This is a genomic window from Streptomyces sp. NPDC104814, from assembly GCF_055583185.1.
Genome location: NZ_JBVJOL010000001.1, coordinates 722401 through 744619, shown reverse-complemented (window position 1 = coordinate 744619; position 22219 = coordinate 722401). Strand labels below are relative to the sequence as shown.

Genomic DNA, 22219 nt, shown 5'->3' with positions numbered 1-22219 from the left:
CCCGGCCCACCGGACACCGGCCGCCTTCTACAATCTGCGCACTGGCCCAACGCATCGGGGGAAGCCCATGACCAGCGTCGACGAACCGGCACGCACCGGCGGACGGACCCGCGACGCCGCCCGGACCCGGGCCGAGATCCTCGACGTGGCGACCCAGGAGTTCGCCCGGGCCGGCTACGACGGGGCCCGCGTCGACGAGATCGCCGCCCGCACCCGCACCACCAAGCGGATGATCTACTACTACTTCGGCGGCAAGGAGCAGCTGTTCACGGCCGTGCTGGAGCAGGCGTACGCGGTGATCCGCGAGGCCGAGCAGCGCCTGGACGTCGAGCACCTGGACCCGGTCGCGGCCATCCGCCGGCTGGCGGAGCTGACGTTCGACCACCATGAGCAGCATCCGGACTTCATCCGGCTGGTCAGCATCGAGAACATCCACGAGGCCGAGCACATCGCGGCCTCCCGGAAACTCGCCCGGATCGGCTCGCCGGCGCTGGACGTCATCCGCCGCATCCTGGCCGCCGGCCGGCGGTCGGGCCTGTTCACGGCGGACGTCGACGCCGTCGACCTGCACGCGATGATCAGCGCGTTCTGTTTCTTCCGGGTCTCCAACCGGCACACCTTCGGGGCGCTGTTCGACCGCGACCTGCTCGCACCGGCGGAGCGGGAGCGCTACCGGACCATGCTGGGCGACATGGTGATCGCGTATCTGACGGCGGAGCGCGCCGACGGCTGACCTCCGCGGACTACGGTCCGCAGACTTCGGCCGGGCGTCACCTCTTGACAGGGCGGAAACACGGGCGCAACATCGCTTGCCATCGCGACTAACTATCCAGTGGGTTAATTAGCCGAAGATCCGGCTCTCCCCCGCTGTCCTCGCGTTGTCCGCGGTCGTCCTGCGGTCGTCCTGCGGTCCTTCCGCGCTCGTTGCGTGGTCGTCCGCCGGTCGTCCCGCGGTATTCCGCTCACCCCGTTCCGCCTACGGTGGAGTCCCCCGAAGGAGCACGCCGTGTCCGTCCCCGCCGCACCGCACGACGCCACCGCCCCGCCCGGCCAGGCCAGGAAGGCGGCGGCCGCCGCCTGGATCGGCAGTGCCCTCGAGTACTTCGATTTCTTCATCTACGGCAGCGCGGCCGCGCTGATCTTCCCGAAGGTCTTCTTCGACTCCTCCGACCCGGCGACCGCGACCCTGCTCTCGCTCGCCACGTTCGGTGTCGCCTACGCCGCCCGCCCGGTCGGCGCGCTCTTCCTCGGGCACATCGGGGACCGGCTGGGCCGTAAGAAGATCATGGTGTTCACGCTGATCCTGATGGGCGTCTCGACGTTCCTGATCGGCTGTCTGCCCACCCGCGCCCAGGTCGGCGGCCTCGCTCCGGTGCTGCTGGTGGCCTGCCGCGTGCTGCAGGGCATCTCGGCGGCCGGTGAGCAGGCCAGCGCCAGTTCCATGACGCTGGAGCACGCGCCGCCTGAGCGGCGCGGGTTCTTCACCAGCTTCACCCTCAGCGGTACGCAGGGCGGTCAGCTCATCGCCACGCTCGTCTTCCTGCCGATCGCGGCGCTGCCCGAGGACCAGTTGCTGTCGTGGGGCTGGCGGGTGCCGTTCTGGCTGAGCATCCTGGTCGCGGTGGCCGGCTATCTGGTGCGCCGCCGGCTGGCCGAGACCCCGGCGTTCACCCGGCAGGCGGCGAGCGAGGGCGTGGTGAAACTGCCGCTGGCGGTGCTGGTGCGCGAGCACTGGGCGGACGTGCTGCGGGTGATCGCCGGCGCGCTGATCGCCTCCGTCAGCACGGTCTTCACAGTGTGGGCGCTGGCGTACGCCACCAGCGACGCGGTCGGGATGGACCGGTCCGGGATGCTGTGGGTGGGCGCGCTCGCCAATCTCGTGGCGCTGGGCGCGATCCCGCTGTGGGCGCGGCTGTCGGACCGGATCGGCCGCCGGCCGGTGTACCTGGCCGGGGCGGTGGGCAGCGCGGTGACGATGGCGCTGTACCTGTGGGCGATCTCCACGGGCTCCTACCCGCTGACGCTGGTGTGCGGCGTCGTGGCGTTCGGGATCGTCTACAGCGCCGCGAACGGCGTGTGGCCCGCGTTCTACGGCGAGATGTTCTCCACCCGGGTCCGGCTGTCCGGCATGGCCGTCGGCACCCAGATCGGGTTCGCCATCGCCGGTTTCGCGGTGACGTTCGCGGCGCAGATCGCCGGGCCGGGCGGTGACGACTGGGCGGCGGTGGCACTGTTCACGGCCGCGCTGTGCGTGCCGCCGGTGATCGCCGCGCTCTCCGCACGGGAGACGCACCGGGTGCCGACGGAGCTGCTCGGGGAGCGGCCGGTGCCTCCGGCGGCACAGCAGGAGACGGTCACGGCCTGACCGTTCGCACCCACCGGAGCCCCGGGAGCCGTACCCACGGCGACCGGGGTCCCGTACTACGGCGCATCCCCGCGCCGGAACTCGTCCGGACCGTCCGGTGGCCGACAGGAGGGCCCCTACGGCGGCGGGTGCCGTGCGGCCCCTACGGCCGCGGGTGGCGTGGTTCGTACAGTCCGATCTCGCCGCCGCCCGGCAGCCGGAACCCGGTGAGGCGGCCCCAGGGCGCCTGCACGACGGGGCTGAAGTCGACCCCCTTGTCCGCGAGTTCGGCGATGGTCGCGGTCAGGTCGTCGCACATCAGCATCAGCTCGTGCGACGGCTCGCCGTCCGCCGGATGGCAGGCCACCTCGGCGGGTGGCATCTTGAAGATCAGCCAGCCGTTGCCGGCGTCGACGTGCGGCCAGCCCAGCACGTCCCTGAGGAAGGCCCGGTCGGCCTCCGCGTCCCTGCTGTACAGCACCACGTGCGCCCCATTGATCACCCCGGGGAGGCTAGGGCGCCCGCGCGGTCCCGGCAAGCACCGGCCGGGACGCGTCGCCGAAGTGGTACTGGCGGTGGTGGCGGGGGCACGCGGCACGGTTTCCGTGCCGGATGAGTGCTGCCGGATGCGTGCCGCCGGGTCAGTCCTGGCGCGGCGCCACCGCCGCGTCGAGCAGGGGGGCCAGTTCCTCCACGGCCGTGTGGAGCGCGCGGGTGTCGCGTTCGCTGCGGGCCAGGAGGATGGCGCCCTCCAGGGTGCTGATCATCACGGTGGCGAGGGAGCGGGCGCGGTCGTCGGGGACGTTCATGCCGGTGAGCGCCTCGGCCACCGCGCCGGTCCAGGTGGCGAACGCCCCGGCCGTCGCCTCGCGGGTGCTCTCCCCGGAGGCGGAGCAGTCGACGGTGGCGGCGGCGACCGGGCAGCCCGTGGCGAAGCCCCCGCTCTCGTACTCGTCGATCCACTGGCGGGCCATCGCCGCGAACAGGCCGCTGGGCGTGGGGACGTCGAGCCGCGCGAGGAAGCGGGGCACGCGCCGGGCGGCGTACCGGCCGGCCCAGCCGACCGCCTCGTTGACGAGCTGTTCCTTGCCGCCGGGGAAGTAGTGCTGGAGCGAGCCGCGGGGCGCCTCGGCGTGTGCGGCGACGTCGCGCATCCCGGTCGAGCTCACACCGTCGCGCCGGATGAGCTGGGCGGCGCTGAACACCATCCGCTCCCGTGGTCCCGGTCCGGACCCCGCCATCGTCAGACCTCCCATAACCGTCGCCGAGCCTGCGCCCAGGGTAGGGCCGGACGGCCTTCTATGACGACGGTCATGGAGCCGCGCTACTATGACCGCTGTCATAGCTTCGTCGGAGGAGGGCGGACGCATGCACGTCGGCTTCATCGGTCTCGGCGTCATGGGGCAGCCCATGGCCCTGCGTCTGGCCGCCGCCGGGACCCCGCTGACCGTGTGGAACCGCACGCCGGGCCGCGCCGAGCCGCTGCGCGCGGCCGGTGCCGCGGTGGCCGCCGACGCCGGCGAGGTCTTCGCCCGGGCCGGCACCGTGTTCCTGATGCTGGCCGACGAGGCGGCCGTCGACGCCGTGCTCGCCCGGCACACCGCGGAGTTCACCGCCCGGGTGGCCGGACGGACCGTCGTCCACATGGGCACCACGTCCGCGGAGTTCTCCCGCGCCCTGGAGGCGGACGTGCGCGCGGCGGGCGGCCGGTACGTCGAGGCCCCCGTCTCCGGATCACGGGTGCCCGCCGAGCAGGGCCGGCTGGTGGCGCTGCTGGCCGGCGAGGAGGAGGCGGTGTCCGCGGTACGGCCGCTGCTGGCGCCGATGTGCCACCAGGCGTTCGTCTGCGGTGCCGCCCCGAACGCGCTGCTGATGAAGCTGTCGGTGAACCTGTTCCTGATCACCCAGGTGACCGGGCTGACCGAGGCGTTCCACTTCGCCGGACGGCAGGGGCTGGACCCCGCGCTGTTCCTGGACGTGCTGGACGCCGGGCCCATGGCCAGCGCGGTGTCCCGGATGAAGGCGCCCAAGCTGCTGACCAGGGACTTCGCGGTGCAGGCGGCCGCGCTGGACGTCCTGAAGAACAACCGGCTGATCGCCGAGGCCGCCCGCGCCCGAGGGCTCGCCTCCCCCCTCCTCGACGCCTGCCACGCGCTGTTCGAGGAGACGGTGACACTCGGGCACGGAGGCGCGGACATGGTCGCGGTGCTGCGGGCGATCGAGGCGCGGACCGGAGCGCCGGCCGGGACACGGACGCAGGCGCCCGGCGAGACGCGATCCGGGGCGTCCTCCGCGGGCTGATCCGCCGGGGCCGTCAGCCGCCGAGGGCGCCCCTCGGGATGCCGTACACCCGCTCCACGGGCAGGCGCAGGACCACACGGCGCTCGCGGACCATCGCGGCGCGGTAGTCGTCCCAGTCGGGGTGCTCGCCCTGGATGGCCCGGTAGAGCCGGACGAGTTCCTCCACGGTCTCGTCGTGCGGGTCCTCGGCCACCGGGGAGAGGTCCGCGGTCGCCTCGACGACCGTGTAGGCCCATCCATCGGCGGTGGAGACGTGGTACGTCGCCCGCGGATCGCGCCGCAGGTTGCGCGTCTTGGCACGGTCGTCGGTCAGCGAGATCCGGATGACCCGCTCGTCGGGGTCGTAGTGGTGAAGGACGTTCGACAGCTGCGGGCGGCCGTCGCGCTTGAGGGTGACGAGCGCCCCGCCCGGCCGCTCGGAGAGCAGGGCGAGCAGCGCGTCCTGATTCGTGTCGTGAGTCATATCTCGCTCAACTCCCCCGCGGCATCCCTCATTCCCCCGAGTAGACACTGTCTACGTCCGGCTGGTAGACAGTGCCCATGACTGCTGCCGAACCGGCCGATCTGCGGACCCGTCTTGTCGACGCCGGCGTGGACCTGGTCGCGCACGAGGGCGTCCAGGCACTGACCCTGCGGGAGATCGCCCGGCGCGCCGGCGTCTCGCACGGGGCGCCGCGCCGTTACTTCCCCACCCATCTGGAGCTGCTGTCGGCCATCGCCCGCCGCGGCTTCGACGACCTGGCGAGCCGGGTCGCGGCGCGGGCGGCCACGGGCTCCCCGCGCACGGAGGCCGAGGAACTGGCCCGGCTGTACGTGGAGTTCGCCCGGGACAACCCCGGCATGTACGAGCTGATGTTCCGTCATGATCTGCTGGAGAGCGGCCGTCTCGGGCTGCGGGAGACGAGTCTGCCGCTGTTCGGCGTGCTCGTGGACCTGGTGGGCCGGGCCCGGCCGGACGCCGACGCCCGCACGGTCGCGGCCGCGCTGTGGGCGAACCTGCACGGCATCGCCCAGCTGTGGCGCTGGGGCAGCCTGTCACTCGCCACCGGAAGCGAGGACATCACTCCCCTGCTGCGCAGCACGCTGGACGCCCACCTCGGCTCCGGGACGGCCCGGTGAGGCGGCGCACGGCCCTGGCGTGCAGCGTCGCGGGCGCGGTGATCGTGGCCCTGGACGGCACGGTCCTCACCGTCGCCCAGCCCACCCTCGGCGCGGACCTGCACGCGCAGGTCGGCCAGGTGCAGTGGACCACCACCGGATACCTCATCGCGGTGGCCGGCCTGCTGGTGCTCGCGGGGCGGCTCGCCGACCTGCACGGACACCGGCGCGTCTTCGCCGTCGGCATGCTCGGCTTCGGCGCGGCCTCCGCCGGGATCGCGGCGGCCCCCGGCGTGGGCTGGGTCGTCGCGCTGCGGGTCGTGCAGGGCGTCTTCGGGGCCCTGCTCCAGCCGGCCACGCTCGGCATGCTGCGCGCCGCCTACCCGCCCGACCGGCTGCGCCGGCCGCTCGCCGTGCGCACGGCGGCCATCGGGCTGGCCGCGGCGACGGGACCGCTGATCGGCGGCGCCCTGACCACGGCGGTGGGCTGGCGGGCGGTGTTCCTGGTCAACGTCGTACCGGCGGCGTTGTTCGGGCTGCTCGCCCTGGCCCCCGGGCAAGGGGATGCGCCCCGCCGCGAGCGCCCGGCGCCCCGTCCGGACCTGTACGGCGCCGTGCTGCTCGCGCTCTGCCTGGCCGGTTCGGTGCACGCTCTTGTCGCCCTCCCGGTGTCCGGATGGACGCCGGCCCGCGGGCTCGAACTCGCAGCAGCCGTGGGGGCGGCCCTGCTCTTCGTGCGTCATGAGCGTCGTACCGCCGATCCGCTGGTGCCCGCCGACGCGGTCGGCGCGCCCGGAGTCGGCGCCGCACTGGGCATGCTGGTGGCCGCGTCGGCGGCCCTCCAGGGCGCCCTGTTCCTGTGCGTCTACGTGCTCCAGCGCGACCTCGGTCTGGACCCGCTGCACTGCGCCCTGACCGCCCTGCCGCTGGCCGCGCTGATGATCGTGGCCGCGCCGGGCTGCGCCGTCGCGCTGCGCCGGGCCGGTGCCCGCCGTACGACCGCGGCGGCGCTCGCGGCCCTCGCGCTGGGGCTGCTGGTCCTCGCCCGCGCCACCGCCCCGCTCGCCTTCGGTGCCGGGTTCGCACTGCTCGGCGCGGGCTTCGGCACGGTGATGGTGGCGGCCACCCATGTCGTCGTACGCCAGGCGGCCGCGCGCTCGGCCGGGGTGGCGGGTGGTCTGCAGCAGACAGCGCTGAACCTCGGTCCGGTGCTGGGCGTGGCTGCGGCGACCACCCTGTGGGGTCTGGCCGGACCGCGGGCGGCCCTGCTCGCCCTGGCAGTCGTGGCGGCGGCGTCCACGGCGGCGGCACGAGCGCTACCGGGACGGGACACCGGCCCCGGGACAGCGACCCAAGCGGACGCGGAGGCGGGGGCGGAGGCGGGGGCGGAGGCAGGCGCGGAAGCGGCCGGGGACGCGGCGACCGCCGCGGAAGCGGCCGGAACGCTTCCCGCCGCTTCCGCGCGGCCTGACGTCTGACGCCCCGCCGGTGGGGTATGCCGGTGGAGGGGCACGCGGCGACGAAGGACACGCGATGGCACTGCTGCGACAAGAGGTGGAGCCGGGCGAGGCCGGGCTGGACGCGAAGGCGCTGGACCGGCTCGACCGGCATGTCGTCCGCCTCGTCGAGGAGGGCCGGCTGCCCGGGTTCCTGATCTGCGTGGCGCGCGGCGGACGCGTCGCGCACCTCACCTGCCACGGCCTGCGCGACCTGGCCGCCGGGGCGCCCGTCGAGCCGGACACACTCTGGCGGATCTACTCGATGACGAAGCCGGTCACCGCGGTCGCCGCGCTGCTGCTGGCCGAGGAGGGCCGGCTGGCGCTCGACGACCCGCTCGAACGATATCTGCCGGCGTTCGCCGCGCCCCGCGTGTACGTCGCCGGCGAGGGCGCCGACGTGCGGACCCGACCGGCCGCCGGGCCCGTCCTGATCCGGCACCTGATGACCCACACCGCCGGTCTGACCTTCGGCTTCTACCACACCCACCCGGTGGACGCCCTGTACCGGGCGGCTGGCCTGGAGTCCTCGGTGCGGCCGGGCTGCGACCTCGCGGAGACGATCGAGCTGTACGCGAGCCTGCCGCTGCAGTTCGACCCCGGCACGCAATGGAACTACTCGGTTGCCTCCAATGTGCTCGGCCGGGTGATCGAGGTGGTCTCCGGGCAGCCGCTCGACGCCTTCTTCACCGAGCGGATCTTCCGCCCGCTCGGCATGACCGACACCGGCTTCCACGTGGGAGACGAACAGGCCGAGCGGCTCGCCGAGTTGTACGGCGACGCGGACGACGGCGGGATCACGCCGATCCCCGGACTGCCGGTGCGCGGACGGCCCCGGTTCCTGTCCGGCAGCGGCGGCCTGGTGACGTCCGCACCCGACTGGCACCGCTTCATGGAGATGCTGCGCCGCCGCGGGGAACTCGACGGCGTACGCCTGCTCGCGCCCCGCACGGTGGCGGAGATGACCCGCAACCAGCTGCCGGGCGGTGCCGACCTGAGGTCCTTCGGCAGCCGCCCGGCCCATGACGAACCCGGCAACGACGGCGTCGGTTTCGGCCTCGGCGTCTCCGTCGTCACCGACCCCGCCCGCACCCTGGCACCGGCCGGGCCCGGCACCTTCGGCTGGAGCGGGGTGGCGACCACGACGTTCTGGGTGGATCCGGGCCGGGAGCTGACCGTGCAGTTCCTGACCCAGCTGCGGCCGAAGCGCTCCCTGCGGCTGTTCCCGCAGCTCAGACGGCTCGTGCACGAGGCGGTCACCGACTGAGCCGGGGCCGGGTCAGGACCAGTGGGCCACCGCGTCCAGGTGCGGCAGGTGATGGTCCATCCGCTCCCGCTTGGTGCGCAGATACGTGATGTTGTTCTCGCACGGCGGGATCAGCAGCGGCACCTGCTCGGCGACACCGATCCCGTGCCGCACCAACGCCTCGCGTTTGAGCGGGTTGTTGGACATCAGCCGCACAGAGTCCACGCCCAGGTCGGCCAGCATCGCGGCGGCCACACCGTAGTCGCGGGCGTCCACCGGCAGCCCGAGGGCCAGGTTCGCCTCGACGGTGTCCAGGCCCTCCGCCTGCAACGCCATCGCCCGCAGTTTGGCCAGCAGCCCGATGCCCCGGCCCTCGTGGCCCCGCAGATACAGCACGACACCGCTGCCCTCGGCGACGACCGCGCGCAGAGCCGCGGCCAGCTGGTCGCCGCACTCGCAGTGCCGGGAACCGAACGCGTCACCGGTGAGGCACTCCGAGTGCAGCCGGGCCAGGACGTTCTCGGTGCCCAGGTCGCCGTGCACGAGCGCGACCTGCTCCTCGCCGCGGTCGTGGTCCAGGAAACCGATCGCCTGGAACATCCCGTACACCGTCGGCAGCGGCGCGCTCACGACGCGTTCCACACCCGTGCGCCGGTCCTGCTTCTCGCCGAGGACGCCGAGGGGCGCCGTGCTGTTCTCTGTCATGATCTGATTCCTCAGCTCTGTACGAAAGGCCGTGAAAACATGAGTGGTTCGGGCTCGGTGACAGCGGGAGACGGTCCGGTGCCGGCGGGTCACGGTCTGCTGCCCGCGGACACCACGGAAGACGTACGGGCCAGGGCGGCGGACGGTTCAGCACGGGTCGCCGTCCTTCCCGTCGGCAGCCACGAGCAGCACGGCCCGTACCTTCCGCTGGCGACGGACACCCTCGTCGCCTGTGCGATCGCCCGGGAGATCGCCGCCGCGTACCCCGTGCAGCTCCTCCCGCCGGTGACGATCTCCTGTTCGCACGAGCACGCCGGCTGGCCGGGCACCGTCAGCATCTCCGCGGTGACCCTGCACGCGGTGGTCCGGGACATCGCCGCCTCGCTGCGCCACTCCGGCGTCGAGGCCCTGGTCGTCGTCAACGGGCACGGCGGCAACTACGTGCTCGGCAACGTCGTCCAGGAGGCGTCCGCGCGCGGCGAGCGCATGGCGCTGTTCCCGGCCGCCGAGGACTGGGAGGCGGCCCGCGTGCGGGCGGGGGTGGCCACATCGCTGCTCACCGACATGCACGCGGGCGAGATCGAGACGTCCGTTCTGCTGCACGCTCACCCCGAAATGGTCCGGCCCGGCTACGAGTCCGCCGACGTCGTCGCCGACGACCGCCGTCATCTGCTCACCGTGGGCATGTCCGCCTATACGGCTTCCGGTGTCATCGGCCGTCCTTCCCTGGGCTCGGCGGACAAGGGCAGGGAACTGCTGGCGGCCCTCGCGGACTCGTTCGGGGCGTACTTCGCGCTGCTCACGGCGGCCGCCGGGGAGTAGCCGCGGGCGGGCAGCGCCAGCACGCCGGGCAGGGCCGCCGCGAAGCACAGCACGCCGTAGACGACCGCGACGGCCAGCCCGGTGTCCGCGCCGAGCCCGGCGGCACCGAACGCCCACGCGGTCACGCCCTCGCGCGGCCCGAACCCACCGACGTTCAGCGGCAGTCCCATCACGAGCAGGGCGAGCACGGCGAGCGGCAGCAGCGTGACGAGCCCGGTGCCGGGCGCGGCGGCCCGGGCCGCGAGGACGAACGTCGCCAGGTGACCGGCGAGCACGACGACCGAGGACAGCAGCACGCCGGGCCCGTTGCGCCGGGACAGCAGCCCCTCGCGGGCCTCCGCGAGCGCCGCCCGCAGCGCACGGGCGCGGCGCGCAGGCGCCCCGGGTGCGCGGTTCATCCGGACGGCGAGCGCGACGGCCAGCGCGCCGACGGCGGCGAGCGCGGCGACCGGGACGGCATGCCGTACGTCGTCGCGGACCGGGGAGTCCACGACGAGCAGCACGAACAGCCCGGCGCCCGCCAGGACGGCCTGTCCCGCGGCGCGTTCCAGCACCACCGCCCGCACGCCGCGTCCCAGGTCGCCGGCGCTGCGCCCGTGCCGCACCGCGCGGTGCACGTCGCCGAGGACACCGCCGGGCAGGGCGGCGTTGAGGAACAGCGCGCGGTAGTAGCCGGCGAGGGCGGTGCCGAAGGGGAGCCGGATGCCGAGCCCGCGGGCCACGAGCGACCAGCGCCAGGCGCTGCACGCGGTGGTCACGGCGCCGATCCCGACCGCCAGGGCCAGCGTCGGCACATCGATCCTGCGCAGCCCGTCGACGAACGCCCCGGTCCCCAGCCGCCACACCAGCAGCCCGAGGATCACCACCCCGGCGACCGTACCGAGATGCCGTCGCAGGGGTGCCGACCGACGCGGGGCGGGGGGCGGCGCCGCCGGGCCGGAGGCGGACTGGGGCACGGTCGCTCGCGGGACCGGCACGGTGGCACCGGGGCGGGACGCCGTGACACCGGGAGCCGACGCGGTGGCGTCCGGGCGCGACGCCGTGACGCCGGGATGCGACGCGGTGGCGTCCGGGCGCGACGCCGTGGTGTCGGCGGCGGTCCCGGAGCCGGTTGCCGCCGGGGCGGTACGACCGGTGTCGGGGCCGGAGGCGGCCGCCTCGGGCGGCAGCACGCCGACCGCCGAGGCTGCCGTGGACGCCGAGACCGCCGAGGCCGCCACGCGGTCGGCGGTCGGACTCTGCCTCCGCGTCCTCATGGCGTGCCGCCGTTCGGGCGGGGCAGGGCCAGCAGGTCGCTGTGGTGGACGGTGACGCGCAGTTCGCCGTCGGCCAGCGACGCGAGCCGGGCCGCCAGGTAGGCCTCGGCGCGTCCGGCCAGCTCCGGGCGGTGCTCCACGGCGGCGCCGACCCAGCCGCGCAGCCACTGCGCGGTCAGCTCGGGGGCGTCGGGCCCGAGATGCCAGGGGCTCGGGCGGACCCGCACGGTGGCGCCGTACGCGGCGAACGCCTCGCACGCCGCGGTCACCGCGTCGGGACCGAGCAGGCCGGTGCGCCGCTGGTGGTCGTTGAAGGCGGCCGTGATCTCTTCGTCCAGCGGATCCCCCGGGGCCAGCTCCACTCGTCCGGCGACGGAGAGCGTGAGCAGCGCGGGGCAGCCCGCTCCGGCGCACGCGGCGGCGAGGGCGTCGACCTCGTCGCGGGTCAGCACGTCCAGCAGCGCGGACGCGGTGACCAGGGTGGCTCCGGCCAGCGCGTCCGGGGTGAGCCGGGCGACGTCGCCGCGCCGGGTCTGAACGGTGACCCGGCTGCCGTCGGCGGCGGCGCGCGGGGCGCCGGCGGCGGCGAAGTGCAGCAGATAGGGGTCGCGGTCGTGCAGCACCCAGTGCTGGGCGCCGTCCAGCCGGGGCGCCAGCCAGCGGCCCATGGAGCCGGTGCCGCATCCCAGGTCGTGCACGACCAGTCCGCCGGAGCGGCCGGGCGGGCCGGCGAGCCGGATGCGCAGCGGATCCAGCAGGTCGGCGGCGCGCGCGGCGGCGTCGGCCGGCTCCCGCAGCCGCAGCCACTCGGGCGCGTACCGGGCCGGTTCCTCTGGCGCACCCGGCCGCAGCCGTACGGTCTCCCGCTCCCCCGGCCGGGTCACGGGCCCGGCGCCGGGAATCACGGCGGGCGTACCGCCCGTCGCCCGGGCCTGCACGGCGGCCTCGGGCTGCCGAGCCGCCGGAGCGGGCGCCTCCGAAGCCGTCCGCGCCTCGCGCGGAACGCGGCCGTCCGCGGCGGTCGCCGGCCCTGTCATGCCGGCCTCCCGGACGGCGCCGGGAGCCTGCCGAGGACGGCGGCCAGGCGCTGGGCCGTCGTGCCCCAGCCGCTCAGGGCGGCCCGGCGGGCGCGCGCGGCCGTCCTGAGGCGGCGGCGCAGCTCCGGGTCGCCGAACCAGGCCCGCAGGGCCGTGGCGAGGGCGGCGGGGTCGTCCGGGGGGACGAGAAGGCCGGGACGGGTGCCGTCGGGGGCGCGGCCGAGCGCCTCGGGCAGGCCGCCGACGTCGGTGGCCAGTACCGGAACCCCGCGCGCGAGGGCCTCGGTGACCGCCATGCCGTAGGTCTCGCCCGCGGAGGCCAGGACCATCAGGTCGGCGGCGGCGTAGGAGGCGTCGAGGGCGCCCGCGGTGCGCGGTCCCGTCAGGCGGACCCGGTCGTCGAGGCCGTGGGAGCGGATCGCCGAGCGGACGCGGGATACGTAGGCCGGGTCCTGGGCGGTCCCGCCGACGAGTTCGCAGCTGAACGGCAGTCGGGCGGTGGCGGCCAGGGCCTCGACCAGCCGGTGCTGGCCCTTGCGCGGGGTGACGGCGGCGACGCACAGCAGACGGGAGACGCCGTCGGTGCCGGGTGCGAGGGGCGCGATGTCCGCGCCGGGGGCGGCGACGTGCACCGCGTCCGGGGCGAGTCCGTGGTGGGCGACGAGCCGGCGTCCGGCCCAGGCGCTGGTGGCGATCACGGCCGGTACGGCCCGCAGCACCGCCCGCTCCCGCGCGTCCAGGTCGGCGGCGACAGCCGGGGCGAGCCCGGTCTCGTCGCCGAGCGGGAGGTGGACGAGGACGGCGAGGGACAGCCTGCGCGCCGCCGGGACGACGACCTCCGGTACGCCGCAGGCGACCAGTCCGTCCAGCAGGACCACCGAACCGTCGGGGATCTCCCGCAGGGTGCTCTCCAGCGCGGCGCGGGCGGCGGCGTCCGGGCGGGGCCAGGCGCCGGCCACCAGGTGGGGGTGGGGCTGCCAGCCGAAGCCGGGCAGGTCCAGGCCCACGCGCCGGTCGTAGGCGTTGCCGCCGCTCGGTGCGGACGGGTCGTCGACACCGGCCGGCATCACGAAGTGCGCGGTGCGCAGGGACATGGGGATGATCCCGCCGTCGGTCGGGGGTACGGGCTGCGCGGGTATGTGGGCGAGCCGCTTCTTGCGCGTCGTCGTGCCCGTCACAGCGCACGCTCGTAACTCGCCCACGCCACATGCGACTCGTGGAGGGTGACGGAGAGTCCGGCGATGCCCCGGGCGCCCTCGCCCAGCGCGCCCTTGTGGATGCGCTCGGCGAGACGGTCGGCGATGACCTTGGCCAGGAACTCCGTGGAGGTGTTGATCCCGGCGAAGTCCGGTTCGCTGTCGAGGTTGCGGTAGTTCAACTCGCCGACGACGGCGCCGAGTTCGCGGGTGGCCAGACCGATGTCGACGACGATGTTGTCGTCGTCCAGCTCCTCGCGCCGGAAGGTGGCGTCCACCAGGAACGTCGCCCCGTGCAGACGCTGCGCGGGGCCGAAGACCTCGCCGCGGAAGCTGTGGGCGATCATGATGTGATCGCGGACGGTGACACTGAACAACGGACGACCCTCCAGGTGCGGCGCGTCGGCTTCCCCGGCCGATGGCCGCCGGGGATGCCTTCCAGTACGGCTCGTTCCTCCCCCGCGTTCAGTCTCTCCTCACCTTTTCGCTCAGGTCAGGCGCTCGGGCCGGTACCGAGGTGCCGCTCAGGTCAGGCGCTCGGGCCGGGATAGCGGATCCGGTGGCACAGGGCCGGGAGCTCGCCCGACGCGAGCCGGGGCAGTACCTCGGGCAGTTCGTCGAAGGCGGACTCGCCGGTGACGAGGGCGTCGAGGGCGGGGTCGGCGAGCAGGTCGAGGGCGAGCGCGAGCCGGTCGCCGTAGGAGCGGGAGGCGCGGGCCGGGGAGACGGTGCCGACCTGGCTGCTGCGGATCGTCAGGCGCCGTGAGTGGAAGGCCTCGCCGAGCGGGAGACGGACCGCGCGGTCGCCGTACCAGCTCAGTTCGACGACCGTGCCCTCGGGGGCGAGGAGTTCGAGCGCGCGGGCCAGGCCCTGCTCGGTGGCGCTGGCGTGCACGACCAGGTCGCAGCCGCCGAGCGCGTCCTCGGGCGCGGCGAAGCCGGCGCCGAGCGCCTCGGCGGTGCGGGCGCGGCCCGGGTCGGTGTCCACCAGCTGGACGCGCACGCCCGGGAAGCGGGCGAGCAGGGCGGCCACCGAGCAGCCGACCATGCCGCCGCCGATCACCGCGATCCGGTCGCCGACCAGCGGCGCTGCGTCCCACAGGGCGTTCACGGCGGTCTCCACGGTGCCCGCCAGCACGGCCCGGTGCGCCGGCACCTGCTCGGGTACGACGGTGAGGGCGGCCGCGGGGACGACGTACCGCGTCTGGTGCGGGTACAGGCAGAAGACGGTGCGTCCGGTCAGCTCCGGCGGTCCCTCCTCCACCACGCCGACGTTGAGATAGCCGTACTTCACCGGGCCGGGGAAGTCGCCCTCCTGGAACGGGGCCCGCATCTGCGCGTACTGGCTGACGGGCACCCCGCCGTGGAAGACGAGGGTCTCGGTGCCGCGGCTGACCCCGCTGAACAGGGTGCGCACCACGGCCTCCCCTTCCGCCGGTTCCGGCAGGGTGACGTCGCGGACCTCGCCCTGCCCTGGCGAGCGCAGCCAGAACGCACGTGCTGAACGGATCATCGGCATCCTCCTGAACGATCGGAAGGCGGTGCACGTACCGGGATGTGCACAGGCCGCGCACAGTACGCGGCGTTGATCGACTCTGTCACTCGGCCGGAGGGTGTTCGGTGGCCCTGAACGACATGTACGCAACGAGGCCGGTCCAGCAGGAGCCCGCCGTGGGCGCGGGGGTTCAGCTTCTGTTGCTGGGCCTGCTCGGCGCCGCGATAGGACTCGGCCCGGTGGGGTGGCTGACCGGGCTCGTGTTCGCCGTGGTCAGCTGGGCGGTGCTGTCGCGGGCCCTGCACCGTTCCGGCCTTGACTCGTTCGGCCCGGCGAACCGTGTCACACTCGGCCGCGCGACCCTGGTCGGCGGGGTGACCGCGCTGGTCGCGGACTCCTTCGAGGGCGCGCCGCCGGTGACGCTGTTCGTCGCGCTGACGGCGGTCGCGCTGCTGCTGGACGGGGTGGACGGCAAGGTGGCCCGCCGCACCGGCACCACGACGGCGCTGGGCGCCCGATTCGACATGGAGGTCGACGCGTTCCTGATCCTGGTGCTCAGCGTGTACGTGGCGCTCGACTTCGGCCCGTGGGTGCTGCTGATCGGTGCGATGCGCTATGTGTTCGTCGCCGCGGCCCGGCTGTGGCCGTGGCTGACCGCCCCGCTCCCGCCGAGCACCGCCCGCAAGACGGTGGCCGCGCTCCAGGGCGTCCTCCTGCTGCTGGCGGCCTCCGGCCTGCTCCCGGTGCCGGCGGCCACCGGGGTGGTGCTGCTGGCGCTGGCCCTGCTGACGTGGTCCTTCGGCCGGGACGTGGTGTGGCTGTGGCGCCGCGCGCCCCGCGTGCCGCACACGGTCCCGGTGCCGGACCGGGCGCGGGAACAGGCACCGGAACAGGCGCAGGCCCAGGAACTGGATCTGGCCGCGCGCTGACGCCTGCGCCCGCGCCTCACACCACTGCCTTGCGTGGCAGCAGGGTGATCGCCGCCAGCGGTACGGCGGCCAGCGCGAGCCACGGCGTGGCGGGCGGCAGGCCCGGGTCGAGCAGGACACCGGCCGCGGCGGAGCCGGCCAGCACGATGAGCCCGGACACCGAGGACAGCGCGCCGGTGTACAGGCCGAGCCGGCCTTCCTCGGCGAGGTCGGGCACCCAGGCGCGGGCGGCCGGGGCGACCAGCATCTGACCCAGCGTCAGCAGGACGACGAACCCGGCGGCCGGCAGCAGCCCGCGCACGCCGGTCCACCCGGCGGGACGAAGGACCGCGACGACGGCGAACCCGGCCGCGATCAGCGCGAGACCCGCCACCATCGCCGAACGCGGCGTGAGCCGCTCCCCGGCCAGCCGCGTGACCGGCAGTTGCGCGGTGACGACCAGCAGCGACGACAGGGCGAACAGCCAGGCCAGCGGTGCCTGGGAGCCGGCCGCGCGCTCCACCTCGGCGGGCAGGGCGAGGTAGAGCTGGTTGTAGGCGAGCAGGTAGGCGCCGTACGCGCAGCACAGCGCGAGGAAACGGCCGTTGCGCAGCAGCACTCCGATGCCGCCGCCGACGCGCACCGCGACCGCCCGTCCCGTCGTGTGCCGTGGCAGCAGCCAGGCGTGCCCGGCGAGGACGACGGCGAAGATCCCGGCGCCCGCGAGGCACACCGTGCGGAAGTCGACGTCCAGCAGCAGCGCGCCGAGCAGCGGCCCGAGGAACGCCCCGGCCTGCCCGGCGACCGTGAACAGTGCCAGCACCCGGGTGCGTGGGCCGCCACCGGCCTTCTCCCGGGCGACGGCCTGCCGGGCGACCTCGGACTCGACGGCCGGGGAGAACAGCGCGGCGGCGAAGCCGATGAGCAGCACCGCCCCGATCACGGCCCAGGTGCGCTGTGCGTACCCGAGCCAGACGAATCCTGCGATCCTGAGCGCGCACCCGGTCAGGACGACGGGCCGGATGCCGTGGCGGTCGGTGAGCGCGCCGCCGACCACGAACAGCCCCTGCTGGCTGAACGTGCGCAGCCCCAGCACGAATCCGACGAGCCAGCCCGCCATGCCGACGCCGCGTCCGAGGTGGTCGGCGAGGAAGGGCAGGACGGCGAAGAAGCCCAGGTTGAAGGCGAGCTGGGTGAGGATCAGCAGCCGGAGCAGCGCCGTCATGCCACCGGCCCGGCCACGGACACGGGACGCCCCGCCCTGCGGGCCCGGTCGCGGCGTGGCAGCCGCACTCCGCCCGCCGCACTGACGGCGAGCGCGCCCAGCAGGGCGAGGACGGCGGCGGGTGCGAGGACGGCCCAGGGGGCGCGTTCGGCGTACGGCTGGTTCTCGGCGAGCAGCAGGCCCCACTCGGGGGACGGCGGCTGCGCACCGAGGCCGAGGAAGCTCAGCGAGGCCAGCGCGAGGGCGGTGCCGGGCAGGCGCAGCAGGGCGTGCCGGGTGACGGAGGGCAGCACGGCGGGCAGCAGGGCGCGGCGCAGGACGTGGAGGCGGCCCGCGCCGAGCGCGCGGGTGGCCGTCAGATGCAGGGTGGCCCGCTCCTGCCGCAGCAGCGCGGAGGTGTGCGCGGCCAGCGGTGCCCAGGCGACGGCGAGCACGGCGAGCGCGGGAGTGGTCGCACCGCCGCCCCGGACTGCGGTGACGAGGAGCGCGGCGAGGACGGGCGGGATCGCGTTGACGGTGTCGACGAGCGGCCCGGACAGCCGGGGCAGCAGCCCGAGCAGGACGCCGGCGAGGAGCGCGGCGGCACTGATGCCGAGGGCGAGCAGCAGGGTGTCCAGGGCGCCGTGCGCGATGCGGGCGAGCAGGTCCCGGCCGAGCGCGTCGGTGCCGAACGGGTGCTGGGCGGAGGGTGGCCGGAGCCGGGCCGTGGTGTCCAGCGTGAGCGGGTCGCGCGGCAGGCCGAGGGCGACGACGGCGGCCAGCGCGCCGCCGTACACCAGCGGCAGGGCGGTGCGCGGGCGCGGGGCGGGCCGGTGCAGAGTGGGCAGGGCGCCGTCGCGCAGGGCGGGGCCGGTCAGCACACGGATCGCGAGGTGGGCGAGTGCGGTGGCGGCGGCCGCGAGCAGGAGCAGCGCGAGGGTGCCCGCCTGGAGCACCGGCAGGTCCTGGGCGAGGGCGGCCTGCAGGGTGGTGCGTCCGAGGCCGGGGATGTCGTAAACCTGCTCGACGGCGACCGCACCGCCGGTGATGCCGACGACGAACAGACTCGTGTTCGGCAGCAGTGCGGGCAGGCAGCGGCGGACGGCCTGACGGGCGATACGGCGGCGGGGCATGCCGCGGGCGGCGGCGGCACGGGCCCAAGGCTCGGCGAGGGCGGTGGGCAGCAGGTCGTCGAGGAGCCGGCCGAGCACGGCCCCGGAGGGCAGGCCGAGAGCGAGCGCGGGCAGCACCGTCCAGCGCGGCCCGTACCAGCCGAGCGCGGGCAGCCAGCCGAGCTGGACCCCGACGACGGTGGCGAGCACGGAGGCGGTGAGGAATTCGGGCAGTGCGGCGAGGACGGCGGTGCCGCTGCCGCCGGCGCGGCGTGCGGTGCGTCCGCGCAGCGTGCGGGCGGTGACGAGTGCGGCGGTGACGACGGCGACCGCGAGGGCCGCCGTCATCAGCAGCAGGGACGCGCCGAGGGCGTCGAGCACGGTGGGGGTGACGTCGGCGCCGCTGAGCCACGACTGCCCGCCGGCTTCCCGCAGCCATCGCAGGAGGAGACGCAACGGTCCCTCGTCGAGGTGCAGTTGGCCGCGGATGTCGGCGAGCACCTGGGCATCGGGGTCGCGGTCGGCGGAGCGGGCCTTGAGGACAGTGCGGGCCGGGTCCGTGTGCGTCAGCCAGGGCAGCAGCCCGATGGCACACACGAGCCCGGCCGCGAGGGAGGTGCGCCACAGCAGGGCGCGCAGGGTCGCGCGCATGGTCAGCGGTGCGTTCCGGGGCCGACGAGGGTGCGCTCGTACGGGTCGAGCAGCACGCCCCGCACCGTGGTGCCGACGCCGGTGACGATCCGCTGGTGGACCAGCGGGACGACGGCGTCGGTGCCGAGGACGGCGGCCTCGGCGGCCATGACGGCGTCCTGCCGTGCGCCGGTGTCCTCGGTGGACTCGGCCCGGGCGACGGCCCGGTCGACGTTGCGGTCGCACAACTGGGCGATGTTGTAGTTGCCGTGGCAGGTGTGGTCGCCGGCCAGGACGGCGACGGGGTCGCCGGTGTCGACGAGGGTGTTGCGGGCGAGGACGAAGGCGTCGAACCTCCCGGCGAGCGCGTCGCTCTCCAGCCGTGAGTACTCCCGCACCTGGAGCGTGACCCGGAACCCGGCCTTCTCCAGCTGCTGTTTCAGCACCTGGGCGACTTCGGGGAGTTCGGGACGGTTGTCGTAGGTGGCGAGGGTGATCGCGGTGCCGTCGACGGCGCCGGGAGCCCGGTGCCGGGGCTCGGTCCGCTTGCCCGCGGCCCAGGTGACGGCGGGCCCGTAGATGCCGGCACCGGCGTCGGCATGTCCCTCGTACACGCCCCGGGCGAGGGCGGTGGTGTCGACGGCGGCGCGCGCGGCGGCGCGCGTCCCCGGGTTCTCGAAGGGTCCGCGGGCGGCGTTGAGCAGCAGGCTGGTGGTGCGGGTCGTGGCGGTCTCGTGCCGGGTCGCCGCGTCCAGGGTGGCGGCCTGGGCGACCGGGACCGCCTCGGCGATGTCGACCTCGCCGGTGCGCAGGGCGTTGGCGCGGGCGGTGCCGTCGGCGATGAAGCGGGCGTCGATGCCGGCGGCGTGGGCGAGGCCGCCCCAGTAGCGGTCGTGCCGGTCGAGGGTGGCGGCGGTGGCGCCGGTGACCTTGGTGAGCCGGAAGGGGCCGGTGGCGGTGGAGACCGGGTCGACGTGACCCCTGCTGTCGTACGCCTTCGGGGCGAAGACGGCCAGGCTCGGGCTCGCCAGCCGCAGCGGCAGGATCGGGTCGGGCGCGGCGGTGGTGACGCGGACGTCGTGGTCGCCGGCGGCCTGGGCGGTGAGGGTGACCCCGGACAGGGCGGCGGGGGCGGGCTTGGCCTGCGTGGCGCGGGTGAGGGCGGTGGCGACGGCGGCCGGGGTGACCTCGGTGCCGTCCTGGAAGGCGGCGTCGCGCAGGGTGAAGCGCCAGGTGCGGGCGTCCTCGCGTCGCCAGGACGCGGCGAGCGCGGGGGTGGCGGTGCCGTTGGCGTCCAGGGCGGTCAGACCCTCGGTGACGCCGAGGCGGCTGAGGATGGTGGCGTCGGCGCCGTACGGGGAGAGGTTCTCGGCGGGCGGGAAGGCGAGGGCGACGCGCAGCCGGGAGCCGCCGGCGGCCCGGGCGCCGTCGCCGCCGTCCTTCTCGGCGAAGCAGCTCGCGAGGAGGGGGACGAGGAGGAGCGGGGCGAGCAGCCGGAGGCGGCGTATGCGGGTCACCGCGTCACCGCCTGGGCGGGGGCGGGCATCGGGATCTCCATGTGCAGCACGCCGTTGCCCCCGTGGGCGTCCTCGCGCTCGTCGTGGACGACGGTGCCAAGCGACCGCCAGAACGCCTCGGCGCCGGGCACGGACGGGTCGGTGTGCAGATAGACGGCCCGGTAGCCGCCGTCGGCGGCGGCGAAGGCGAGCAGTTCGCGCACGAGCCGCCGGGCGAGACCGCGCCTGCGGTGCTCGGGGCGGACGTAGACGCGGCGCAGCTGGGCGGTGGTGCCGCAGGGGTAACGCTCGGCCAGCGGGCGGGGGTTGGGCGGGTGCGCGGGTCCGCGGGAGTCGAGCGCGGCGGTGGCGACGACGCCGTCGGTGGCGTCGACTGCCACGAGGAGGGTGTGCCGGGGCGGGACGAGGTAGGCGCCGGCGAGGTCGATGATGTCGCCGTGCCAGCGCGGCACGTATCCGGTGCCGAAGTCCCGGTAGACGGTGTCGAGCATGACCGCCCGCGCGCCGTCGAGGTCGCCGGCGGTGGCGGGCCTGATGCGGTGGTCGGTGAGGGGTCGCGGGTTACTGATGCCTTGCTGTCGCACTTGCACATCATATGCATTAAAGGGCAAGGCAAGATCGGCCCGGTCCTGACGGAACGCCGGCCGGGGGATGGCGGTGAGCATGACCCCACTGTGCCACATGACATTCATTTTCAAAAAGAGCGCTGGGGTGGCCGGATCACCGGGCGGAACCGGTCACCAGCCCGGATACCGCTCCCACCACTGCGGATCCCACGCCGGTACGAACTCCATCCCGCTGGGGGAATCGTCGAGTTCCAGGGTCATGTCACGGGCCAGGGTGTCCAGCACCCAGGCCAGTTCATGACGGCTGATCAGATCGGTGGGCAGGGCCTCGACGCCGTGGACGGCGCCCAGCAGCGCGCCGGTCACACAGGCGACCGAGTCGCCGTCCGGGGCGCCGGCGGCGAAGGTGAGCGCGGCGCGGATGCCGGTGCGCCCGGGGAAGGACGCGGCCGCGTAGACGGCGCCGAGCAGGGCCGCGGGCGCGGTGGGCTCCGGGGCGAGACGGGCCAGGTGGCCGGGGTGCGCGGGTTCGTCGGCCGCGCGGCGCAGTGCCGCCGTCAGCAGGGCGTGCTCCTGCCCGGTGAACGGCAGGTCCGCGGCGGGGAGTTCGGCCAGGCCCGTGTGCAGCGCTTCCCTCACGGCGTCCTCGGGCCGCGACGGGGTGTGGGTGAGGCAGTGGCGGGCGAGGAAGACCGCGTGCGCGGTGGCGCTCTGAGCCGCCGGGTCGCCGTGCGTGAGGCCCGCGAGCGCGGCGGCCTGGGCGACGCCCGCGGGACCGGTGGCCGCGACCGGGAGCGTCCGGGTCAGCGCGTGGCAGCCACGGCTCGGGGTGGCCATGCCCGGCTCGCCCTGCTCGATCCGGGTCAGGGCCGTCACCGTCGCCGGTGCGCTGCCCCGCCGTTCGGCCAGCGCGGGCACGCCCGCGAGCCAGCCGTCCGGCCAGGGGGTGTGGCCGTACCGGTTCCAGCGGCGCTGCATGGTCTCGCGGGCGATGCCCTGGAGGTGGGCCCAGCGGCTGTAGGCGTGCAGGACCACTCCGGGCGCATGGCAGATGCCCTTGTGGTTGACGCGGACCTGGGCGCGGATGATGCCTTCGGCGGTGAAGCAGGCCAGTTGGGTGCTGACGCCGGCGGGCAGCGGCCCGCCGGCGGGCAGCCCGCCCCGCGCCGCCCCCAGCGTGTCTCCGATCGCCAGGCCGAGCATCAGCCCGCGGACGCGGGACTGCCGGGCGAAGAGTTCCCGCTGAGGGTCCTTGGCATGGGGCAAGGCGGCACGCCTCACTTTCT

At 75.0% G+C, this 22219-nt stretch carries 21 protein-coding genes and 1 pseudogene; 8 read left to right on the top strand and 14 right to left on the bottom strand.

Features of this window, described 5'->3' with window-relative positions:
* Positions 1-67: 67 nt before the first annotated feature.
* Both ACZ64A_RS03065 and ACZ64A_RS03060 read left to right on the top strand, forming a co-directional pair.
* Entirely contained in the window at positions 68-733 is a 666-nt protein-coding gene (locus tag ACZ64A_RS03065) for a TetR/AcrR family transcriptional regulator (protein WP_469807828.1), read from the top strand.
* Positions 734-1006: 273 nt separating this feature from the next.
* Complete coding sequence (locus ACZ64A_RS03060) at positions 1007-2365, top strand: MFS transporter (RefSeq protein ID WP_469807827.1); 1359 nt, start codon at positions 1007-1009, stop codon at positions 2363-2365.
* 142 nt (positions 2366-2507) lie between these two features.
* On the opposite strand, the gene ACZ64A_RS03055 is transcribed toward ACZ64A_RS03060, so the two are convergent.
* Both ACZ64A_RS03055 and ACZ64A_RS03050 read right to left on the bottom strand, forming a co-directional pair.
* Positions 2508-2846, bottom strand: a complete 339-nt coding sequence (locus tag ACZ64A_RS03055) for a VOC family protein (protein ID WP_469807826.1) — start codon at positions 2844-2846, stop codon at positions 2508-2510.
* Between the two features lie 139 nt (positions 2847-2985).
* Entirely contained in the window at positions 2986-3585 is a 600-nt protein-coding gene (locus ACZ64A_RS03050; RefSeq protein ID WP_469807825.1) for a TetR/AcrR family transcriptional regulator, read from the bottom strand.
* 127 nt (positions 3586-3712) lie between these two features.
* On the opposite strand from ACZ64A_RS03050, the gene ACZ64A_RS03045 reads away from it, so the two are divergent.
* A complete protein-coding gene (locus tag ACZ64A_RS03045; RefSeq protein ID WP_469809034.1) occupies positions 3713-4645 on the top strand; it encodes an NAD(P)-dependent oxidoreductase in 933 nt (310 codons plus the stop codon).
* A 13-nt stretch (positions 4646-4658) separates the two neighbouring features.
* On the opposite strand, the gene ACZ64A_RS03040 is transcribed toward ACZ64A_RS03045, so the two are convergent.
* Positions 4659-5108 carry a PPOX class F420-dependent oxidoreductase gene (locus ACZ64A_RS03040; RefSeq protein ID WP_469807824.1) on the bottom strand — a complete coding sequence of 150 codons (450 nt, stop codon included), beginning with the start codon at positions 5106-5108 and terminating at the stop codon, positions 4659-4661.
* A gap of 77 nt (positions 5109-5185) precedes the next feature.
* On the opposite strand from ACZ64A_RS03040, the gene ACZ64A_RS03035 reads away from it, so the two are divergent.
* The 3 genes from ACZ64A_RS03035 to ACZ64A_RS03025 are packed head-to-tail and all read left to right on the top strand — an operon-like array spanning position 5186 to position 8506.
* Positions 5186-5764: a TetR/AcrR family transcriptional regulator gene (locus ACZ64A_RS03035; protein ID WP_469807822.1), complete on the top strand. Its 579-nt coding sequence runs from the start codon at positions 5186-5188 to the stop codon at positions 5762-5764.
* Positions 5761-7221, top strand: coding sequence for an MFS transporter (locus ACZ64A_RS03030; RefSeq protein WP_469807821.1), 1461 nt, complete (start codon positions 5761-5763; stop codon positions 7219-7221). Before ACZ64A_RS03035 ends, ACZ64A_RS03030 begins: the two co-directional genes overlap by 4 nt.
* A 55-nt stretch (positions 7222-7276) precedes the next feature.
* Positions 7277-8506: a serine hydrolase domain-containing protein gene (locus ACZ64A_RS03025; RefSeq protein ID WP_469807820.1), complete on the top strand. Its 1230-nt coding sequence runs from the start codon at positions 7277-7279 to the stop codon at positions 8504-8506.
* A 12-nt stretch (positions 8507-8518) separates the two neighbouring features.
* Here the strand turns inward: ACZ64A_RS03025 and ribA are convergent, their stop codons facing one another.
* Positions 8519-9190, bottom strand: coding sequence for a GTP cyclohydrolase II (gene ribA / locus ACZ64A_RS03020; protein WP_469807819.1), 672 nt, complete (start codon positions 9188-9190; stop codon positions 8519-8521).
* Between the two features lie 39 nt (positions 9191-9229).
* Between ribA and ACZ64A_RS03015 the strand changes: the two genes are divergently transcribed.
* Positions 9230-10012, top strand: a complete 783-nt coding sequence (locus ACZ64A_RS03015; RefSeq protein WP_469807818.1) for a creatininase family protein — start codon at positions 9230-9232, stop codon at positions 10010-10012.
* Between the two features lie 101 nt (positions 10013-10113).
* On the opposite strand, the pseudogene ACZ64A_RS03010 reads toward ACZ64A_RS03015, so the two are convergent.
* The 5 genes and pseudogenes from ACZ64A_RS03010 to ACZ64A_RS02990 form a co-directional block, all read right to left on the bottom strand.
* Positions 10114-11268: pseudogene (locus ACZ64A_RS03010) on the bottom strand (lysylphosphatidylglycerol synthase transmembrane domain-containing protein); the annotation flags it as partial.
* A complete protein-coding gene (locus tag ACZ64A_RS03005) occupies positions 11265-12305 on the bottom strand; it encodes a methyltransferase domain-containing protein (RefSeq protein ID WP_469807817.1) in 1041 nt (346 codons plus the stop codon). The gene ACZ64A_RS03005 and the pseudogene ACZ64A_RS03010, both read right to left, overlap by 4 nt.
* Positions 12302-13483, bottom strand: a complete 1182-nt coding sequence (locus ACZ64A_RS03000; RefSeq protein WP_469807816.1) for a glycosyltransferase family 4 protein — start codon at positions 13481-13483, stop codon at positions 12302-12304. The genes ACZ64A_RS03005 and ACZ64A_RS03000 overlap by 4 nt, the downstream gene beginning before the upstream one ends.
* The gene (locus ACZ64A_RS02995) at positions 13480-13878 is read right to left on the bottom strand and encodes a 6-pyruvoyl trahydropterin synthase family protein (RefSeq protein WP_469807815.1); all 399 of its coding nucleotides are present in this window, start codon (positions 13876-13878) and stop codon (positions 13480-13482) included. The genes ACZ64A_RS03000 and ACZ64A_RS02995 overlap by 4 nt, the downstream gene beginning before the upstream one ends.
* 152 nt (positions 13879-14030) lie before the next feature.
* Positions 14031-15014 (bottom strand): zinc-dependent alcohol dehydrogenase, encoded by a 984-nt coding sequence (locus tag ACZ64A_RS02990; protein WP_469807814.1) that lies wholly within the window; start codon positions 15012-15014, stop codon positions 14031-14033.
* A 107-nt stretch (positions 15015-15121) separates the two neighbouring features.
* On the opposite strand from ACZ64A_RS02990, the gene ACZ64A_RS02985 reads away from it, so the two are divergent.
* The gene (locus tag ACZ64A_RS02985; protein ID WP_469807813.1) at positions 15122-15925 is read left to right on the top strand and encodes a CDP-alcohol phosphatidyltransferase family protein; all 804 of its coding nucleotides are present in this window, start codon (positions 15122-15124) and stop codon (positions 15923-15925) included.
* A 16-nt stretch (positions 15926-15941) separates the two neighbouring features.
* On the opposite strand, the gene ACZ64A_RS02980 is transcribed toward ACZ64A_RS02985, so the two are convergent.
* The 5 genes from ACZ64A_RS02980 to ACZ64A_RS02960 form a co-directional block, all read right to left on the bottom strand.
* Positions 15942-17129, bottom strand: a complete 1188-nt coding sequence (locus ACZ64A_RS02980) for an MDR family MFS transporter (protein WP_469807812.1) — start codon at positions 17127-17129, stop codon at positions 15942-15944.
* Positions 17126-18871, bottom strand: a complete 1746-nt coding sequence (locus tag ACZ64A_RS02975) for an ABC transporter permease subunit (protein ID WP_469807811.1) — start codon at positions 18869-18871, stop codon at positions 17126-17128. Before ACZ64A_RS02975 ends, ACZ64A_RS02980 begins: the two co-directional genes overlap by 4 nt.
* 2 nt (positions 18872-18873) lie before the next feature.
* A complete protein-coding gene (locus ACZ64A_RS02970) occupies positions 18874-20358 on the bottom strand; it encodes an ABC transporter substrate-binding protein (protein ID WP_469809033.1) in 1485 nt (494 codons plus the stop codon).
* A 5-nt stretch (positions 20359-20363) separates the two neighbouring features.
* Positions 20364-20858, bottom strand: coding sequence for a GNAT family N-acetyltransferase (locus ACZ64A_RS02965; RefSeq protein WP_469809032.1), 495 nt, complete (start codon positions 20856-20858; stop codon positions 20364-20366).
* 246 nt (positions 20859-21104) lie between these two features.
* The gene (locus ACZ64A_RS02960) at positions 21105-22199 is read right to left on the bottom strand and encodes an ADP-ribosylglycohydrolase family protein (protein WP_469807810.1); all 1095 of its coding nucleotides are present in this window, start codon (positions 22197-22199) and stop codon (positions 21105-21107) included.
* Between the last annotated feature and the right edge of the window lie 20 nt (positions 22200-22219).

Coding starts and splice junctions, on each gene's coding strand:
- ACZ64A_RS02990 (WP_469807814.1), bottom strand. CDS start 15,014: ATGATCCGTTCAGCACGTGCGTTCTGGCTGCGCTCGCCAGGGCAGGGC.
- ACZ64A_RS03025 (WP_469807820.1), top strand. CDS start 7,277: ATGGCACTGCTGCGACAAGAGGTGGAGCCGGGCGAGGCCGGGCTGGAC.
- ACZ64A_RS02980 (WP_469807812.1), bottom strand. CDS start 17,129: ATGACGGCGCTGCTCCGGCTGCTGATCCTCACCCAGCTCGCCTTCAAC.
- ACZ64A_RS03040 (WP_469807824.1), bottom strand. CDS start 5,108: ATGACTCACGACACGAATCAGGACGCGCTGCTCGCCCTGCTCTCCGAG.
- ACZ64A_RS03005 (WP_469807817.1), bottom strand. CDS start 12,305: ATGACAGGGCCGGCGACCGCCGCGGACGGCCGCGTTCCGCGCGAGGCG.
- ACZ64A_RS03065 (WP_469807828.1), top strand. CDS start 68: ATGACCAGCGTCGACGAACCGGCACGCACCGGCGGACGGACCCGCGAC.
- ACZ64A_RS02965 (WP_469809032.1), bottom strand. CDS start 20,858: ATGCTCGACACCGTCTACCGGGACTTCGGCACCGGATACGTGCCGCGC.
- ACZ64A_RS03050 (WP_469807825.1), bottom strand. CDS start 3,585: ATGGCGGGGTCCGGACCGGGACCACGGGAGCGGATGGTGTTCAGCGCC.
- ACZ64A_RS03045 (WP_469809034.1), top strand. CDS start 3,713: ATGCACGTCGGCTTCATCGGTCTCGGCGTCATGGGGCAGCCCATGGCC.
- ribA (WP_469807819.1), bottom strand. CDS start 9,190: ATGACAGAGAACAGCACGGCGCCCCTCGGCGTCCTCGGCGAGAAGCAG.
- ACZ64A_RS03015 (WP_469807818.1), top strand. CDS start 9,230: ATGAGTGGTTCGGGCTCGGTGACAGCGGGAGACGGTCCGGTGCCGGCG.
- ACZ64A_RS03035 (WP_469807822.1), top strand. CDS start 5,186: ATGACTGCTGCCGAACCGGCCGATCTGCGGACCCGTCTTGTCGACGCC.
- ACZ64A_RS02975 (WP_469807811.1), bottom strand. CDS start 18,871: ATGCGCGCGACCCTGCGCGCCCTGCTGTGGCGCACCTCCCTCGCGGCC.